The organism is Streptomyces sp. NBC_01669, assembly GCF_026339735.1.
Lineage (GTDB): Bacteria > Actinomycetota > Actinomycetes > Streptomycetales > Streptomycetaceae > Streptomyces > Streptomyces yanii.
The window spans coordinates 3908781-3925965 of record NZ_JAPEQG010000001.1 but is presented as its reverse complement, the minus strand read 5'-3'; the positions used below and the strand labels follow the sequence as shown (position 1 = coordinate 3925965).

15 protein-coding genes are annotated in these 17185 nt (G+C 71.1%); 5 read left to right on the top strand and 10 right to left on the bottom strand.

Annotated elements, in window-relative coordinates:
- Window positions 1-67 precede the first annotated feature (67 nt).
- The gene (gene truA, locus OG972_RS17285) at window positions 68-922 is read left to right on the top strand and encodes a tRNA pseudouridine(38-40) synthase TruA (protein WP_266982581.1); all 855 of its coding nucleotides are present in this window, start codon (window positions 68-70) and stop codon (window positions 920-922) included.
- Between the two features lie 14 nt (window positions 923-936).
- Here truA and OG972_RS17280 read toward each other — a convergent pair whose 3' ends face one another.
- Both OG972_RS17280 and OG972_RS17275 read right to left on the bottom strand, forming a co-directional pair.
- On the bottom strand, window positions 937-2847 hold the full coding sequence (locus OG972_RS17280; protein WP_266982579.1) for a hypothetical protein: 1911 nt from the start codon (window positions 2845-2847) through the stop codon (window positions 937-939).
- Window positions 2848-2864: 17 nt separating this feature from the next.
- Window positions 2865-3719 (bottom strand): hypothetical protein, encoded by an 855-nt coding sequence (locus tag OG972_RS17275; protein WP_266982577.1) that lies wholly within the window; start codon window positions 3717-3719, stop codon window positions 2865-2867.
- A gap of 58 nt (window positions 3720-3777) precedes the next feature.
- Between OG972_RS17275 and OG972_RS17270 the strand changes: the two genes are divergently transcribed.
- The 4 genes from OG972_RS17270 to glmM all read left to right on the top strand — a co-directional run bounded on the left by OG972_RS17270 (window position 3778) and on the right by glmM (window position 8384).
- Window positions 3778-5406, top strand: coding sequence for an ABC-F family ATP-binding cassette domain-containing protein (locus tag OG972_RS17270; RefSeq protein WP_266990540.1), 1629 nt, complete (start codon window positions 3778-3780; stop codon window positions 5404-5406).
- A 381-nt stretch (window positions 5407-5787) separates the two neighbouring features.
- Window positions 5788-6231: a 50S ribosomal protein L13 gene (gene rplM, locus OG972_RS17265; protein WP_037688030.1), complete on the top strand. Its 444-nt coding sequence runs from the start codon at window positions 5788-5790 to the stop codon at window positions 6229-6231.
- Window positions 6232-6275: 44 nt separating this feature from the next.
- The gene (rpsI, locus tag OG972_RS17260) at window positions 6276-6803 is read left to right on the top strand and encodes a 30S ribosomal protein S9 (RefSeq protein WP_037688031.1); all 528 of its coding nucleotides are present in this window, start codon (window positions 6276-6278) and stop codon (window positions 6801-6803) included.
- Window positions 6804-7025: 222 nt separating this feature from the next.
- Window positions 7026-8384, top strand: coding sequence for a phosphoglucosamine mutase (gene glmM, locus OG972_RS17255; RefSeq protein ID WP_266982574.1), 1359 nt, complete (start codon window positions 7026-7028; stop codon window positions 8382-8384).
- A gap of 121 nt (window positions 8385-8505) precedes the next feature.
- On the opposite strand, the gene OG972_RS17250 is transcribed toward glmM, so the two are convergent.
- The 8 genes from OG972_RS17250 to OG972_RS17215 all read right to left on the bottom strand — a co-directional run bounded on the left by OG972_RS17250 (window position 8506) and on the right by OG972_RS17215 (window position 17143).
- Entirely contained in the window at window positions 8506-9444 is a 939-nt protein-coding gene (locus OG972_RS17250; protein WP_266982572.1) for a DUF389 domain-containing protein, read from the bottom strand.
- A gap of 29 nt (window positions 9445-9473) precedes the next feature.
- The gene (coaA, locus tag OG972_RS17245; protein WP_266982570.1) at window positions 9474-10469 is read right to left on the bottom strand and encodes a type I pantothenate kinase; all 996 of its coding nucleotides are present in this window, start codon (window positions 10467-10469) and stop codon (window positions 9474-9476) included.
- A gap of 119 nt (window positions 10470-10588) precedes the next feature.
- A complete protein-coding gene (locus OG972_RS17240; protein WP_266982568.1) occupies window positions 10589-11563 on the bottom strand; it encodes a CU044_5270 family protein in 975 nt (324 codons plus the stop codon).
- Window positions 11551-12162 (bottom strand): RNA polymerase sigma factor, encoded by a 612-nt coding sequence (locus OG972_RS17235; protein WP_266982566.1) that lies wholly within the window; start codon window positions 12160-12162, stop codon window positions 11551-11553. The genes OG972_RS17240 and OG972_RS17235 overlap by 13 nt, the downstream gene beginning before the upstream one ends.
- Window positions 12163-12637: 475 nt before the next feature.
- The gene (locus tag OG972_RS17230; RefSeq protein WP_266982564.1) at window positions 12638-13573 is read right to left on the bottom strand and encodes an ROK family protein; all 936 of its coding nucleotides are present in this window, start codon (window positions 13571-13573) and stop codon (window positions 12638-12640) included.
- Window positions 13570-15279 (bottom strand): ABC transporter ATP-binding protein, encoded by a 1710-nt coding sequence (locus tag OG972_RS17225; protein ID WP_266982562.1) that lies wholly within the window; start codon window positions 15277-15279, stop codon window positions 13570-13572. Before OG972_RS17225 ends, OG972_RS17230 begins: the two co-directional genes overlap by 4 nt.
- A complete protein-coding gene (locus OG972_RS17220; protein ID WP_266982560.1) occupies window positions 15276-16187 on the bottom strand; it encodes an ABC transporter permease in 912 nt (303 codons plus the stop codon). The genes OG972_RS17225 and OG972_RS17220 overlap by 4 nt, the downstream gene beginning before the upstream one ends.
- Complete coding sequence (locus OG972_RS17215; protein WP_266982558.1) at window positions 16184-17143, bottom strand: ABC transporter permease; 960 nt, start codon at window positions 17141-17143, stop codon at window positions 16184-16186. The genes OG972_RS17220 and OG972_RS17215 overlap by 4 nt, the downstream gene beginning before the upstream one ends.
- Window positions 17144-17185: the final 42 nt, after the last annotated feature.

Sequence of the window (17185 nt, the reverse complement as noted above, 5' to 3'; positions counted from 1 at the left end):
GGGCCCGCATCACCCTTCGGGGCGGTGCGGGCCCGTTCCGTATGTTCAGGCTTGAGAGGATCGTTGGGTGAGTGACGAAGTAGAGCCCGGTTTCGTACGGGTGCGGCTGGACCTGGCCTACGACGGCAAGGACTTCTCCGGCTGGGCGAAGCAGACGGCGCGGCGCACGGTGCAGGGGGAGATCGAGGACGCGCTGCGTACCGTGACGCGGTCCGAGCGGACGTACGACCTGACGGTCGCCGGGCGCACCGACGCCGGGGTGCACGCCCGCGGTCAGGTCGCGCACGTCGATCTGCCGGACGGGGTGTGGGCCGAGCACGGGGCGCTGCTGCTGCGTCGGATGGCCGGCCGGATGGCCCCCGATGTACGGATCTGGCGGGTGGCCGAGGCTCCGGCGGGGTTCAACGCGCGTTTCTCGGCGCTGTGGCGGCGGTACGCCTACCGGATCTCGGACCGGCCCGGTGGCGCGGATCCTCTGACCCGTGGTCATGTGCTCTGGCACGACCGGCCGTTGGACGTGGATGCGATGAACGCGGCCGCGGCCAGGATGCTCGGGGAGCGCGACTTCGCCGCGTACTGCAGGAAGCGTGAGGGTGCGACGACCATCCGTACGTTGCAGAAGCTGAGTTGGGTACGGGACGAGGCGTCCGGAGTCATCACGGGGACCGTGCAGGCCGATGCCTTCTGCCACAACATGGTGCGTGCGCTGGTCGGCGCCATGCTGTTCGTGGGCGACGGACGCCGCCCCGACCCGTGGCCGGCCCAGGTGCTGGCGGCGGGGGTGCGGGACCCAGGGGTGCACGTGGTGCGGCCGCACGGGCTGACGCTGGAGGAAGTCGCTTACCCGGTCGACGAGTTGCTCGCCGCGCGCAACAAGGAGGCACGCAACATGCGGACGCTGCCGGGGGGCGGTTGCTGCTGAGAGCCTGACCTGGCTCAGAGCCGTGTTCTCGACGGAAGGGCCGCGGGTGTCGCCTGCGCCCGCCGCTGCCGCCACGCCCCCGCCGGCTGTCCCGCCATCGCCAGCGCCGCGAGGGCCGGCAGCGTCGAGAGGATCGGGCCGATGCCCGGGCTCCACCACGAGAGGACCGCACTCGATATGAAGAACAGCAGGCCCAGGGCGCGGAGCAGCCACCAGCGGGCCGGGCGGGGTGCACAGGTGCCGGAGGTCTGCGGGTGGGCACCGACCTCGGTCGTCATCGTGCCGCACATGCCGGCGAGGAGGCTGCGGCGGGTGAGGACGCGGGCGCCGGGGAGGGCGTCCAGGACCTCCGGGCGGGTGCCGAAATCCGGGGGCAGCGGGGGGAGGGACAGCGCTGCCAGGAGGTCGGACTGGTGCCGGTGCGGGCTGCCCGTGGAGCGGAGGATCTGGGTCAGCGGGCGGGGGTCCGCGAGGGCGAAGAAGCGGGACAGGACGGCGGCCGTGGCGGTGACCGTGGCGTGGTCCGGGGCGGGCGAGGTGGTGTTCCACTCGTGCGCGGCCAGGGGGCGGCCCTTGTGGAACAGGGTGAAGCCACAGCGTTCGTGGGTGCGGCGCAGGACCAGAGTCGGCCACTTCTCGCCGGTCGTGAAGTTGTCGACCGCTGTGGTCAGCCGGTCCGCCGTGGACAGGATCGAGCGTGTGGTGGGCTTGGGGTCGGGGACGGCTTCGATGTATGTGTGCGTGTCCGATGCCGCTGCCGTACGCAGGGAGACGCCGCACATCAGGGCCGCCTGCGCCACCTCCGCCGGGCGGGCCGCGGCTATCGCGAGCGCGCAGGGGGCATCCTCCGTCCAGGCGGGAGCCGGGCCGGGGCCGGAGCGGGGCTGCGGAGGGCGGGCGAAGAACGGGGTTCTGGTCGCCACGTGGATACGGACACCCGAGCGCGTGTCCAGGAACTCCTGGCGCGGGTCGTCGCCGAAGTACGCCCACGGGTACGCGGTGGCGTGGATGCCGATACTGCGGAACGCTTCCAGGGCCTCGTCCCAGCGTTCCGCGCGCAGGAGCATCAGGGCCAGGTGGTTGCGGAATCCGGCCGCCTCGTGGCTGCCCGGTTCGTACGCGGCCGAGAGATCCAGAGCGCGGGCGACGGCCGCTGAGACGCGCGGCGCGTACGGGTCGGGGACGGCCGGTGTTCCGGGGGACAGGACCGCGTACTCCAGCGCGGCGAACAGCGGCAGTGCGTGCAGCTTCGAGCCGGGCGGGGCCGTGTCGGCCGCGCTCTCGGCGAAGTCGAACATCTCCTGGTGCGAGCCGTGCCATGCCGCGCACAGGTACTGGAGCGCCGCGAAGTGGCATCCGTAGTGGTGCGGGTCGCGTGCGCGGGCCTGCGCCCAGTAGCCGTCGAAGACATCGCGGCGCGCCTGGCTGCCCATCGCGTGGGTCAGGGCGATGCGCCACGGAACGGGGTCGGCGGGGTTGAGGCGGGCCGCTGTCTCGATGACCGGGACGGCGTCGTGCAGGAGCGCGAAGAAGGCCTGGAACCGGTCGCGCGAGACATGCCCGGCGCGGGCCGGTGCACGTATCTCCCAGGCCTGGCCGATGCAGTGGGCCGCCTTGACCAGAGCCGCGTCCGGGTCCTCGGGGGAGTCGGCCAGCCAGCCGTCCAGCCAGCCCGGGTTGTGCAGGGCGGCCTCGGCGAGACCCGATACGTATCCGTCCCTCAGCTCCCACTGGGCGTGCACACGGGTCGCCGCGAGGAGTTCGCGGGCGGGGCTGTGGTCGCCTGCCGCGGCCGAGGTCAGGGCGGCACGGAGCGCGGGGTCCTGGGCGTCGACGACCACGGCCTCGTCCGGCGGCAGGTCGGCGCCGATGGCCGCGCTGTGGCGCAGCACGCGGGGAAGGGCGAGGAGGAACGGAAGACGCACGAGATCCCCGGGCCGGGTCAGCTGGTGGGTGCGGTCGCCGCCGCCGAGGCCTGGACCTCGCCGCGGTGGCGGATCTGACGGAACGTGAAGTTAGTCAGGTCGTCGCCGACCGCGAAGACGTTCTTGTCGGCCTTGGTGACGTTCTTGCCGTTCGTGAAGCCCCCGATGGTGAAGTAGGCGTAGCGGCCGTACGAGTTGGCGGTGCGGCGGCAGACGGAACCGCCGCGACAGAACGTCGGCACGCCCGCGCCGCTCAGCGACGCCAGACCGCCGGACGCCTGCTGCGCCGCCTTCTTGGCCTGCGCCTCCGTCTCGAAGACCGCGACGCCGACGGTGACGGCGACCCCCGCCCTGCTGTACGTGGCGCGGATGACCTGGTCGCAGCCGTTGTTCGTGAGGATCGAGCCGAGCGCGCCCTGGGTGGTCGCGGCGCAGTTCGTCGTGCGGTGCGTGGCGCCCTTGGCGTAGACGCGGTCGCCCATCGTCAGCTTCTTGCCGGGGTAGAACGAGTCGATGGAGATCGGCGCCCTGTCCTTCTTCACATCGGATATGTAGTCCTTCGGGTCCGGCGGGGGCGGAGGGGCCACCGTGGAGAAGGACGGCTCGGGCTCCGCCGAGTCGGTCGGCAGATCGGCAGGTCCCGGCAGCTGGCTCGCGTTCTTGCCCGAGCCGGTGGAGCCGCCGTTGTTGTTGGTCGAGATGACCGCTGTGGCGACGATCGCCCCGATCGCGGCGGTGGCGAGCGCGCCGCCGCCGATCATCAGCCATTTTTTGCGACGGCTCCGCGCGGCGGATTCATCGGCCAGCGCTGCCCAGTCCGGAGTGTGATTGCCTCCGGGCCCCCAGGAGGGCCCCCCTTGCCCAAAGCTCATGCGGCGAATCCTAGAGGAGGCGTAAACCGGTTGGGCCAGGGCTTCGCGGCCCGTGACAATGCTGTGCATGGGACATCTTGAAGCAGGCCATCTCGAGTACTACCTACCGGACGGGCGGGTGCTGCTCGGCGATGCTTCGTTCCGGGTCGCGGACGGGGCCGTGGTCGCCCTCGTCGGGGCGAACGGCGCCGGGAAGACGACGCTGCTGCGGCTGCTGTCCGGGGAGATCCAGCCGCACGGCGGCACGGTGTCGGTGAGCGGCGGACTCGGGGTGATGCCGCAGTTCGTGGGCTCGGTGCGGGACGACCGTACGGTCCGGGACCTCCTCGTCTCCGTCGCCCAGCCACGTATCCGGGAGGCGGCGCAGGCCGTCGACAAGGCCGAGGAGCTGATCCTCACCGTCGACGACGAGGCCGCGCAGATGACGTACGCACAGGCCCTCAGCGACTGGGCGGAGGTCCGCGGGTACGAGGCCGAGACCGTCTGGGACATGTGCACCATGGCCGCGCTCGGTGTCCCGTACGAGAAGGCGCAGTGGCGCGAAGTCCGCACGCTCAGCGGTGGCGAGCAGAAGCGGCTCGTGCTCGAAGCGCTGCTGCGCGGGCCCGACGAGGTGCTGCTGCTCGACGAGCCGGACAACTATCTCGACGTCCCCGGCAAGCGGTGGCTGGAGGGGAAGCTCAAGGAGACGCGGAAGACGGTGCTCTTCGTCTCGCACGACCGGGAGCTGCTGTCCCGGGCCGCCGAGAAGATCGTGAGCGTGGAGCCCAGCCCGGCGGGCAGCGATGTGTGGGTGCACGGCGCCGGCTTCGATACGTACCACCAGGCCAGGAAGGACCGGTTCGCCCGGTTCGAGGAGCTGCTGCGGCGCTGGGAGGAGGAGCATGCCCGGCTGAAGGCGTTGGTCCACCGGCTGCGGCAGCAGGCGGCGATCAGCCCCGACATGGCGTCGCGCTACCGGGCGATGCAGACCCGCTTCAAGAAGTTCGAGGACGCGGGACCGCCGCCGGAGCCGCCGCGCGAGCAGGACATCAAGATGCGGCTGCGCGGCGGCCGGACCGGGGTGCGGGCGGTGACCTGCAAGGGGCTGGAGCTGACCGGGCTGATGAAGCCGTTCGACCTGGAGATCTACTACGGGGAACGGGTGGCCGTCCTCGGCTCGAACGGCTCGGGCAAGTCGCACTTCCTGCGGCTGCTGGCCGGGGAACCGGTCGCACACACGGGGGAGTGGAAGCTCGGCGCGCGGGTCGTGCCCGGGCATTTCGCGCAGACGCACGCCCATCCGGAGCTGATGGGGCACACGCTCGTCGAGATCCTGTGGACGGAGCACGCGAAGGACCGGGGCGGGGCGATGTCCGTACTGCGCCGGTACGAACTGGAGCGGCAGGGCGACCAGCCCTTCGAGAAGCTGTCCGGCGGGCAGCAGGCACGGTTCCAGATCCTGCTGCTGGAGCTGGCGGGAACCACGGCGCTGCTGCTGGACGAGCCGACCGACAACCTGGACCTGGAGTCGGCGGAGGCGCTGCAGGACGGGCTCGAGGTGTACGACGGGACTGTGATGGCCGTCACGCACGACCGGTGGTTCGCGAAGTCCTTCGACCGGTACCTGGTGTTCGGGTCGGACGGGGTGGTGCGGGAGACGGCGGAGCCGGTGTGGGACGAACGGCGGGTGGAGCGCGTGCGGTAGAGGATGAACGGGCGGGTGTGTTGCGGGGGATCTGCCCCCGGGCCCCGCTCCTCAAGCTGGAGGGGCCGGATCCGGCGCCGGGAGAGGTGGGAACGGCGGTCCGCAGGGGCCGGATCCGGCGCCCGTCCGGACACCGATCGGCGCCCTGACAGGCGGGGTCTGCGGCGCGTTTTGACCCGCGCGGGGGAGCAACGGTATTCTTCTGGTTTGTTATGCGTATTGGCTTGGTCGTTCTCACGCGAGGGGCCCTTACGCCGGTCCACCGGGCCGATGACCAGCGGCAGGCACTCGGGTTGCGTCCCCGTAGCGCCGCCAGGGCTGGTGCGATCGTCCGGGTGGCCTTGTCAGGACTCACTCACTGAAGAAGCGAAGGCTACGACCGTGCGTACGTACAGCCCCAAGCCCGGCGATGTGACGCGCCAGTGGCACATCATTGACGCGCAGGACATCGTCCTGGGTCGTCTGGCCACCACGGCTGCGAACCTCCTCCGAGGCAAGCACAAGGCGATTTACGCCCCCCACATGGACATGGGCGACTTCGTCATCATCATCAACGCCGAGAAGGTTCACCTCTCCGGCAACAAGAAGACCCAGAAGATGGCGTACCGCCACTCCGGGTTCCCGGGTGGTCTGCGCTCCGTGCGTTACGACGAGCTCCTCTCCAAGAACCCGGAGAAGGCTGTCGAGAAGGCCATCAAGGGCATGATTCCCAAGAACACCCTGGGCCGTCAGATGCTCTCGAAGCTCAAGGTCTACGCGGGCGACCAGCACCCGCACGCTGCGCAGCAGCCGGTCCCGTTCGAGATCACCCAGGTCGCGCAGTAGTTCCGGCCTCCCCCTAAGACGTAAAGAAAGATCTGAGGAGAATCGTGGCCGAGACCACTGTTGAGAACCCCATCGAGGGCACCGAGGGCGAAGAGGTCTTCGCCGAGGTGACCACCTTCGAGTCCGAGGTTCCCGTCGAGGGCGAGTACACCAGCGAGTCGCTGGCGTCCCGCTTCGGCGAGCCGCAGCCTGCCGCCGGCCTTGGCCGTCGCAAGAACGCCATTGCCCGCGTCCGGATCGTTCCGGGCACCGGCAAGTGGAAGATCAACGGTCGCACCCTTGAGGACTACTTCCCCAACAAGGTGCACCAGCAGGAAGTCAACGAGCCCTTCAAGGTGCTCGAGCTCGACAACCGCTACGACGTCATCGCCCGTATCTCGGGTGGCGGCGTCTCGGGTCAGGCCGGTGCCCTGCGCCTCGGTGTCGCCCGTGCGCTGAACGAGGCGGACGTGGACAACAACCGCGCCCCGCTGAAGAAGGCCGGCTTCCTCTCCCGCGACGACCGTGCGGTCGAGCGCAAGAAGGCCGGTCTCAAGAAGGCCCGTAAGGCCCCGCAGTACAGCAAGCGCTAATCCGCCTGCTCACCTGCTGTACACGTTCGCCCCGGAGGCACTCCCTGTGCCCCCGGGGCGTTCGTTTATTGGCACCCTCGGGCGTATAACGGCATCAGACGTTCATAGGCCCGCCGTGGCTCGGCATGGCTCTTTATGTTGCCTTGCGTCGTTCTGGGTCATGCCTGTCATGACTTGTTTTGTTTTTGCAGTTCGGTTTCGGAGCATCTTCGGAGGACACCAGTGGGACGACTCTTCGGCACGGACGGTGTGCGCGGCGTCGCCAATGCGGACCTGACGGCCGAGCTCGCGCTCGGTCTGTCGGTCGCTGCGGCGCATGTGCTTGCCGAGGCGGGCACCTTTGAGGGGCATCGGCCGACCGCCGTGGTGGGACGCGACCCACGTGCGTCCGGAGAGTTCCTGGAGGCCGCCGTGGTGGCCGGTCTGGCGAGCGCGGGCGTGGACGTCCTGCGGGTCGGTGTGCTGCCCACCCCCGCGGTGGCGTACCTCACCGGCGTGCTGGGCGCCGACCTCGGCGTGATGCTCTCCGCCAGCCACAACGCCATGCCGGACAACGGTGTCAAGTTCTTCGCCCGCGGCGGTCACAAGCTCGCCGACGAGTTGGAGGACCGGATCGAGACGGTCTACGAGCAGCACCGCACCGGTGAGCCCTGGGCGCGTCCGACGGGCGCCGGGGTGGGACGGGTCACCGATTACACCGAGGGCTTCGACCGGTACGTGGCCCACCTCGTCGCGGTCCTGCCGAACCGGCTCGACGGGCTGAAGGTCGTCCTCGACGAGGCGCACGGCGCGGCCGCCCGGGTCTCGCCCGAGGCATTCGCCCGGGCCGGCGCCGAGGTCGTCACCATCGGGGCCGATCCGAACGGCCTGAACATCAACGACGGCTGCGGCTCCACCCACCTGGACCTGCTGAAGGCCGCCGTCGTCGAACACGGCGCCGACTTCGGCATCGCGCACGACGGCGACGCCGACCGCTGCCTCGCCGTGGACGCCTCGGGCGAGGAGATCGACGGCGACCAGATCCTGGCCGTGCTGGCCCTCGCCATGCGCGAGGCCGGGCAGCTGCGCAAGGACACCGTGGTCGGCACGGTCATGTCCAACCTCGGCTTCAAGATCGCCATGGAGCGGGAGGGCATCCACCTCGTCCAGACCGCCGTCGGTGACCGGTACGTCCTGGAGTCGATGAAGGCGGAGGGCTACGCGCTGGGCGGCGAGCAGTCCGGCCATGTCATCGTCCTCGACCACGCCACGACCGGTGACGGCACGCTGACCGGCCTGCTGCTGGCGGCCCGGGTCGTCGCCACCGGCCGTACGCTCGCCGAGCTGGCCGGTGTCATGCAGCGGCTCCCGCAGATCCTGGTCAACGTCCGGGACGTCGACAAGTCCCGGGTCTCCACCTCCCCGGAGCTGGCCGCCGCGGTCGAGGAGGCCGAGCGCGAGCTGGGCGACACCGGGCGCGTACTGCTGCGCCAGTCGGGCACCGAGCCGTTGGTTCGGGTCATGGTCGAGGCGGCCGACATCGAGCAGGCACGGTCGGTGGCCGGGCGGCTGGCCGACGTGGTGAAGTCCGCCCTGGGGTGACCATCGCCGTACGAGGGTGAGGTGCCGCCCGGTGTTCCTCCTGGAGGGGCGCCGGGCGGCGTCGTGTGCGGGTGGTGCCGGGCGACAGCCGGAGGACCGTCGCCGGCCCCGGGCCATCGTGTCAGGCAGCCCGGATCCGGCGGCGGTGCATCGCCCACAGCGCCTTCTGGACCAGCAGTGTCAGCGTGCCGGCGAGCACGATCCCGCCGAGGTTCGCCGCCAGCTGGCCCACCGAACCCCACGTCTGCGCAAGGTCCTGGTAGCTGAAGGCCACGGCCGCATTGGCGGCCGCGGGCACCGTCGTCACCGAGATCGCGACGCCGATCAGCGCCCCCGACTTCGCCGAGGTGAGGGAGAGCGTGCCACCGATGCCCGCCAGGAACGCCACCACGAACGACATCCAGTCCGGCTGCCAGATGAACGCCGTGTTGGGCCGCTCCGCCTCGATCATTGCCCCCGTGAACAGCCCGAGGCCGTTCATCATCCAGGCGAATCCGGCCGTCAGCACCATCGCTACGGCGAACCCGCCGACCAGCGCCCACAGCGACCGCCACACCAGGCGCGGGACGCGCTGCACCAGCGCCGTGGAAATGCCGGCCAGTGGCCCGAACTCCGGGCCCACCGCCATCGCCCCCACGATCAGGATCGCGTTGTCCAGCATCACACCGCAGGCCGCGAGCATCGTGGCGATCGAGAGGAACGCCAGGTAGGTGACGCTGAACGTCGACTCCTCGTGGGTCGCGTCCGCCAGCTCCTCCCACAGCACCGCGTCCGCGCCCTCGCCCGGCGCCTCCTCCTCGGCCCGGTCGGCATGCGCGGAGAGCGTCAGGTCGGTTTCCTCGACGGTGATCGAGCCGGACTCGTCGATGCCGAGCTCGCGCAGTGATGTGATCAGCTCGTCGCCCGCCTCGCGCGCCACGTCGCACGTCACGACATCGCCCGCGGGGTCAAGGGCGACACCGGGCATGACCACCAGATGCGTGGTGCCGACGGTGTGCCGCACGAGGTGCACCACCTCGTCCGTGCGGTCCTGAGGGACGATCAGGCGCAGATGCAGCACGCGGATACTCCCGGGGAGGCTCGGGGGACTCAGAGCTTGCGCAGCGAGAGACGCTGGACCTTGTGGTCCGGGCCCTTGCGCAGCACCAGAGTGGCACGGCCGCGTGTGGGTGCCACATTTTCCAGCAGATTGGGCTTGTTGATGGTCCGCCACATGGTGCGGGCGTACTCCATGGCCTCCTCCTCGGAGACCTGGGTGTACTTGCGGAAGTACGAGAACGGGTTCTGGAAGGCCGTCTCGCGCAGCTTGCGGAAGCGGTTGAGGTACCAGGTCTCGATGTCCTCGGCCCGCGCGTCCACGTACACACTGAAGTCGAAGTAGTCGGCGAGCCCGACCCGGGTGCGGCCGTCCTTGCCGGGGAGCGCGGGCTGCAGCACGTTGAGGCCCTCGACGATCAGGATGTCGGGGCGGCGGACGGTGAGCCGCTCGCCCGGCACGATGTCGTAGATCAGGTGCGAGTAGACGGGCGCCGTCACCTCGTCCTTGCCGGCCTTGATGTCGGCGACGAAACGGGTCAGGGCACGCCGGTCGTACGACTCGGGGAACCCCTTGCGCGACATCAGCCCGCGCGCCCGGAGCTCCTTCATCGGCAGCAGGAACCCGTCCGTGGTGACGAGCTCCACCCGGGGGTGCTCGGGCCAGCGGGCGAGCAGCGCCTGGAGGATTCGGGCACTGGTGGACTTGCCTACGGCGACACTGCCGGCGACCCCGATGACGAACGGGGTGCCCCGCTGCGCGCCATGGCCGTTGCCCGCGTCCCCGAGGAAGGTGTTCAGGGCGCCGCGCAGGCCGGAGGTGGCCTGGACGTAGAGATTGAGGAGGCGGGAGAGCGGCAGGTAGACGTCGCGTACCTCGTCGAGGTCGATGACGTCCCCGAGCCCGCGCAACTGCTCCACCTCGTCGGCGGTCAGCGGCAGCGGCGTCTTGTCGCGCAGGGCGCTCCACTCGGCGCGCGACAGGTCGACGTACGGCGTCGAAGCGTGCTCGGCGCGTCGGTGGGTGCTCCGTGGCGGCGAAGTGATCACGAGTTCATTGTTGCGGGAGTTTTGACGCAGTGGGGGGTGGGGTCGGTCACGTGGAAGGGCTGCGGGCCGGTGTCCGCACCCCTGTAGCGGACACCGGCCCGTTTCGTACCACCCTGCGGTCAGGACTTCTGGCCCTCGGCGTCGACGACGGCGGCCCTGATCCGCGCCTCGCTGGTGAGGACCTCCCCGGCCTTGTACTTCTCGGTGGGTACTTTCATCCCGGCGGGAGCCTTCATCTCGTAGTCCTCGGCGGCCACGAAGCGCATGCCCGCGTAGCTGTAGTCGCGGGGGTTGATGAGGATCTCGCGCTGCTCGTGCGAGCCGTCCTCCTTCCGTGTGATGGCAATGGCATCGCGCCCGGCGGCGTCCTTCACGAGGTGGTCGGTGACCTTCACCCCCGGGACGGTGGCCAGCGCACGGTAGATCCGGGCGAGGGCGTCCGGGGCGATCGGGTACGTCTCGACCATCAGACCCATGGCGCGGAAGCTGTGCTGGGCCTCGGCCTCGGGAGGGCTCTCGGCGGTGCTGCCCGTCGGATAGAACGAGCGGACCTTCGCCAGGAGACGCGCCGGATCGTCGGGCAGCTCATCGGCGGCCCGGTAGACCTGGCGGGCCGTGCGGTAGTCGCTGTCCTTGCCGTTCTTCGCCGCCGCGGAGTTGTCGTACGGAACCCAGGAATCCGGGTCGTACGAGAACCGCCCCACGGCGGCCGAGCCCGCCTTGGGCTCCCGCTGGGCGATCTTTGTCCGGGTGTAGATCCACTGGTCGTCGCGCGGCTCCGGCGCGGCCTGCTGCTTCGCCAGCTCGTCGGCGGCCCGGTTCAGTACCTCGGCCGGGCTGTCCAGGGTCAGGGGGGCCGCCGCGGTCGCCCCGTGGGTGGGACCGTCCGCGCCGATCTGCGTGGTCAGCAGAGCGGCCGCGGTGATCGCCGCCGCGGCGCCGATCGACGCGATCCGCCAGTCGGCACGCAGCCGGCGGGTGCGCCGGCCGCCCGCAAGGGAGTCCGTCAGCCGCTGCCGGCCGGGAGCGAGCGCGGCACGGTCGGGGACGGGGGCATCTGCGCGCAGCTCGCGCAGCCGGGTCATTTCGTCCATGACGGGCTCAGCTCCATGACGTCGGATGTGAACGCGGGGTCGGTGTGCAACGCCTCGCGGACCTTGCGACGGGCGCGGTTGAGGCGGGACCGTACGGTGCCGAGCGGGATGCCCAGTGCCTGCGCGACCTCCTCGTACCCGAGGTCCGCCCAGGCGACGAGCAGCAGCACATGGCGGTCGCCGGGGGAGAGCGCGGCGAGCGCTCCGGCCAGCGGCACCTGGGCGGCGATCCGGTCGTCGGAGCGGTCGCTCCAGGACGCGGCGACCGTGTCCTGTCCGGTACGGGCCAGGGCCCGCAGACTCCGCTCCTCGCCGCGCCGGTGCTTGCCGATGAGGTTGGCGGCGATGCCGTACAGCCAGGGCCGGGCGCCCCGGCGGGTGGTGTCGTAGCGGCGCCGGGACCGGAACGCGATGAGGAACGTCTCCGCCGTGATGTCGTCCGCCGCACCCTCCCCGAGGCGGCGGGCGGCGTACCGGTGGATGTCGGGCGCGTGGCGGTCGTAGAGCCCGGCGAAGATCTCCGGCTGCTCCAGCGACTGGGCGACGATCTCGGCGTCGTCGACTTCGCTGATGGGCCGTCCGGTCGGGGGTCCGGTCACAGGGGCTCCTGGGGCTCGGTCGGTGAGCGTGTCACCCCTTGTTCCCCGCAGGGCGCACAAAGGTTCACGGTGCGCAGGGGCTGAGGGCGCAGGCCGCCGGGCGGGCGCCCTCAGCCCCTGTACGAGCCCGGTATCAGCCGCGGCGGCCGATCCGCAGCAACCTCAGCACGGACCCGGTCCGGCTCTTCAGCCCCCCCGCTCCCGGCGAGGACGCCGACCGGGGATGGAGTCGGCGTCGCGCTCCGGCATCCGTACCACCGCGGTGGCCGGTACCCCCGCGTCGATCAACCTCAGAGCCGGTCGGCTGGGCGGGCAAGCTGATGTCCGGAACTCGGCACGGAAGGCCTCGATCTCCTGGACGACACGGTGATCGTCCTGCGTCGGAGGAGGGTCGGTGAAGAGCCTGCTCCGACGCTACGACGCACAGGGGCTCGTAGCATCGGAGCGCACTCGTGGCGCCTTCGACCGGGCTTCCTCAGACCCCGACCTTCGCCGCCAGCTCCCGTCGGGCCCGGGCCGCGGCGCCGACCGGTACCGCGTCGGCAGCCAGGGCTGCCCTGACCAGCCGGACCGGGTGACCGCTGACCGGCGGGTCGGCGGCCAGCGACGCCAGGATGAGGGGTTCCAGCAGGGGCCAGGCGCGGCTGACCCCGCCGCCGACCACCACCGTGGTGATGTCCACGACGCCGGCCGTCATCACGATCGCCCGGGCGATCCCGGCACCGGCGGCCCGGTACACATCGAGGGCGTCCTGGTCACCGCGGTCGGCGGCCTGTGCGACCTCGCGGGCGGTCAGCCGGTGGCCGGTGCGGTCCGCGTAACGGGCGCCGATGGAACGGCCGGAGGCCAGGGTCTCCAGATGGCCCCGGCCGCCGCACGAGCAGAGCAGATCACCGAAGCCGGGGATGTGCCCGATCTCGCCGGCCGCGCCGTGCGGCCCGGCGAACAGCGCTCCGCCGGTCCACAGCGCGCCGCCGACCCCGGTGCCCAGGGTCATCCCGAGGACGTCCGACTCGCCGCGCACGGCGCCGCCGAACACCTCCCCGTAGAGGAAGGCGTTGACGTCGTTGTCCAGGAAGGCCGGGACGCCCAGCGCCTCCTCGACGGCGTCCGTCACCGCGAAGCCGGCCCAGCCGGTGAAGGAGTCGCTGGCCACCAGGATGCGGCCGGTGGCGGAGTCCACCACACCGGCTGCGCCGACCCCGCAACCGGCGAGGCGGCCGGGGGTGCGCTCCAGCAGCGGGGCCAGCGCGCCCAGGGCCGCGCCGATCATGGCCTGGCCGCCGTCGGTCGCCGGGGTCGCCACCTCGGCGCGGTCCAGCACGGTCAGGTCCTCGGCGCAGAGCACCACCTGGGTGGTGGTGCCGCCGATGTCCACTCCGGCGAAGAGCGTACGGTCATGGGAGCTCATCCCTGGGCCCCCGTCCGGCCGGCCGCGAGGGTGGCCAGGCGTTCGGCTCTGCGGCCGCGCTGGATCACCGGGTCGGGCACCGGCACGGCGGCCAGCAGCCGGCGGGTGTAGTCGGTCTCCGGGTGCAGCAGGGTCGCGCCGGTGGCGCCCTGCTCCTCGACCCGGCCGGCCCGCATCACCACGACGCGCTGGGCGAAGTGCTGTACGACGGCCAGGTCGTGGGAGACGAAGAGACAGGCGAAGCCCAGCTCGTCCTGGAGCTCGGAGATCACGTCGAGCACCGCCTCCTGCACGCTCACGTCGAGCGCGCTGGTGGGCTCGTCGGCGACCAGCAGCCGGGGCTCCAGGACCAGGGCGCGGGCCAGGCTGACCCGCTGGCGCTGACCGCCGGACAGCTCCCGGGGGGCGCGCCGGGCGAGTTCACGCGGCAGCCGGACCCGGTCGAGTACGGCGGCGACCTTGCTCTGGCGGTCCTTGGCGGAGAGCTTGCGGCGGTGCACCCTGAGCGGCTCGGCGATGCACTCGCCGACCGTCATCCGGGCGTCCAGCGACGCCACCGGGTCCTGGAGGACCACGCCGATACCGGCCCGCAGCGCCCGGCGGGCCCGGGACCGGGTGCCGGCCAGGTCGGTGCCGAACAGCGAGACGGTGCCGGAAGTCGGCGGGATCAGACCGAGCGCGACCCGGGACGCGGTGGACTTGCCGGAGCCCGACTCGCCCACCAGGCCCAGGGTCTCCCCGGCGTGGACGGCGAGCGAGACCCCGTCCAGAGCCCGAACGGCGCCCTTGCCACGGCCGAACACCACGGAGATGTCGCGGAGTTCGACCACTGGCTCGGTGTCCGGGCGGGTGGTGGCGGCCGGCGCCGCCGGCCGGCCCGCCTCGGCGACCGACAGCCGGGGCACCGCGGCCAGCAGCCGCTTGGTGTAGTCGTGGGACGGGCGGAGCAGCACGTCCTCGACCGCTCCTGTCTCCACGATCTCGCCGTGGTACATCACGGCGACCCGGTCGGCGAAGTCCGCGACCACGCCCATGTTGTGGGTGACCAGCAGGACGCCGGTGCCGGTCTCGACGGCGAGCCGGCGCAGCAGGTCGAGGATCTCGGCCTGCACCGTGACGTCCAGCGCGGTGGTCGGCTCGTCGGCGATCAGCAGGGCGGGCTCGTTGGCGATGGCCATGGCGATGACCACCCGCTGGCGCTGTCCGCCGGAGAGCTGGAAGGGGTAGGCAGTGGCCCGCATCTCCGGCTCGGGGATGCCGACCCTGCGGAGGAGTTCGACGGCCTCGGTGGCGGCGTCCTTGGCGGACACCTCGCGGTGGTTGCGGATCACTTCGGCGATCTGCTTGCCGATCCGGGTCAGCGGGTCCAGCGCGGTGGCCGGCTCCTGGAACACCATGGAGACGGTCCGGCCGCGCAGCGCCACCAGGTCGGCCTCATGGGCACCGACCACCTGGGTGCCGGCGATGGTGGCGCAGCCGGTGGCACGGGCGTTGCCGGCCAGCAGGCCCATCGCGGCCAGCGCGATGGTGGACTTGCCGGAGCCCGACTCGCCGACCAGGGCGAGCGTCTCGCCGGGGCTGACGTGCAGGGAGACGCCCCGGACGGCCGGCACCTCGCCGGTCTCGGTGGTGAAGATGACGCCGAGGTCGTCGAGTTCGAGAATCGGCCCGGCCGACGGGGCGGCGGTGCCCTGGGTGGCGGTCATCCGCGTCCCCTCACATCGAATGCGTCGCGGAGCCCGTCCCCGATCGCGTTGAACGCCCACACCACCAGGATGATGGCCAGGCCCGGCGGCAGGATGAGCCACCAGTAGCCGGAGTAGGCGGCGGTGAGACCGGCCGAGAGCATGCCGCCCCAGTCGGTGGCCGGCGGCTGGACGCCCAGGCCCAGGTAGGAGACGTAGGCGACCAGCAGGATGGCGTCGGCGATCTGGAAGGTGGTCGCAACGATGATGGTCGAGACCGAGTTCGGCAGGATGTGCCGGGTGATCGCCCGGGAGTGCGTCCCGCCGATGGCCCGCAGGGTCAGGACGTAGTCGCGGTTCTTCAGGGTCAGCGTCTCGGCCCTGATCAGCCGGGAAGGCACCAGCCAGGAGACGAAGCCCAGGATGACGATCAGCCCGGTCAGGCCCGGGGTGGTGATGGCCGAAACCACGAGCAGGATGAAGAGCGCCGGGATGGCGATCCCCGCGTCCACGATCCGCATCATGACCGCGTCGATCCAGCCGCCCGCGTAGCCGGCGGCGGCGCCCCACAGGGTGCCGATCACGGTGGCCAGGATGCCCGCGGCGAGGCCGACGATCAGCGACACCTTGCCGCCGTACATCAGCCGGCCCAGCTCGTCGTGGCCGACCGCGTCGGTGCCGAGCCAGTGCGAACCGCTGGGGCCGAGGTTGACCTGCTGGAGCATCGTGTGGGTCTGGTCGGTGGAGTACACCAGCGGACCGAGGAAGCAGAACAGGAAGAAGAAGACCACGACGCCGAGCCCGACCACGGCGAGCCGGTTGCGCAGGAAGCGCCGGACGGCGAGCCGGGAGCCGGACACCGCACCGGTGGCGATGGCGGTGGCGGTGGTCGTGCCGGGCGCCTGACCCGGCTGGATGACGGCGCTCATGCCCGACCTGCCTTCACTCGGGGGTCGATGATCCGCTGGACGATGTCGGCGAGCAGCGTGCCGACCACCGTGGCGATCGCGATGACCAGCACACAGCCCAGCAGCACCGGGTAGTCGGAGGACTGCGCGGCGGTCCAGAAGAGCAGGCCCATGCCGGGGTAGTTGAAGAGCTGCTCGACCACCAGGGCGCCGCCGAACAGCACCGGCACGTAGTAGCCGAGCATGGCGATCACCGGTGTCAGCGAGTTGCGGAACACATGCCGCCACAGGATGGAGCGGGAGCGGGAGCCGCCGGCCCGCGCCGTCCTGACGTAGTCCTCGGAGAGGTTCTCCAGGGTGGCCGCCCGCATGTAGCGGCTGAACACCGCGATCATCGAGGCGGCACCGGCGACGACCGGCAGCACCAGCGCCAGCGGGTCGGAGAACACCTGGGCGAGCGTGTCCCCCTGCGGGGCCTGGGATGGGAACCACGGCAGCGCCTGGCTGAACACCAGCACCAGGATCAGCCCGAGGAAGTACACGGGTGTGGAGTAGGCGATGAAGCTCAGCGTGGTGATGACGTAGTCGACGGGCTTGTTGCGCCGGACGGCCTGCCACATGCCCAGCGGGATGGCCAGCACGAGGCCGACGATCGCCGACAGGGCGGTGAGGACCAGGGTCTTGGCCAGCCGCTCGGAGATGAGCTGGGAGACCGGCTCATTGAGGGTGTACGAGGATCCGAGGTCGCCGTGCAGCAGCTGGTTCAGGTAGTAGAAGTACTGCACGGGGAGTGGCTTGTCGAGGCCCTGCTCGTGGTTGAAGGACGCGATCTGCTGCGCCGTGGCCTGCGGGCCGAGGATCCCGCGAGCGGGACCCCCGGGCAGGGCGTGCAGCAGACCGAAGACCACGATCGTCACGATGACGATCACCACGACGGCTTGGAGGACCCGTCTGATCAGGTACGAGGAAGTGCTCATGTGTTTTCCGGTCGCTTCGGCTCAGTGGTACGTACGGTCACC

Coding starts and splice junctions, on each gene's coding strand:
- OG972_RS17275 (WP_266982577.1), bottom strand. CDS start 3,719: ATGAGCTTTGGGCAAGGGGGGCCCTCCTGGGGGCCCGGAGGCAATCAC.
- OG972_RS17270 (WP_266990540.1), top strand. CDS start 3,778: ATGCTGTGCATGGGACATCTTGAAGCAGGCCATCTCGAGTACTACCTA.
- OG972_RS17240 (WP_266982568.1), bottom strand. CDS start 11,563: ATGGACGAAATGACCCGGCTGCGCGAGCTGCGCGCAGATGCCCCCGTC.
- OG972_RS17230 (WP_266982564.1), bottom strand. CDS start 13,573: ATGAGCTCCCATGACCGTACGCTCTTCGCCGGAGTGGACATCGGCGGC.
- OG972_RS17225 (WP_266982562.1), bottom strand. CDS start 15,279: ATGACCGCCACCCAGGGCACCGCCGCCCCGTCGGCCGGGCCGATTCTC.
- OG972_RS17220 (WP_266982560.1), bottom strand. CDS start 16,187: ATGAGCGCCGTCATCCAGCCGGGTCAGGCGCCCGGCACGACCACCGCC.
- OG972_RS17215 (WP_266982558.1), bottom strand. CDS start 17,143: ATGAGCACTTCCTCGTACCTGATCAGACGGGTCCTCCAAGCCGTCGTG.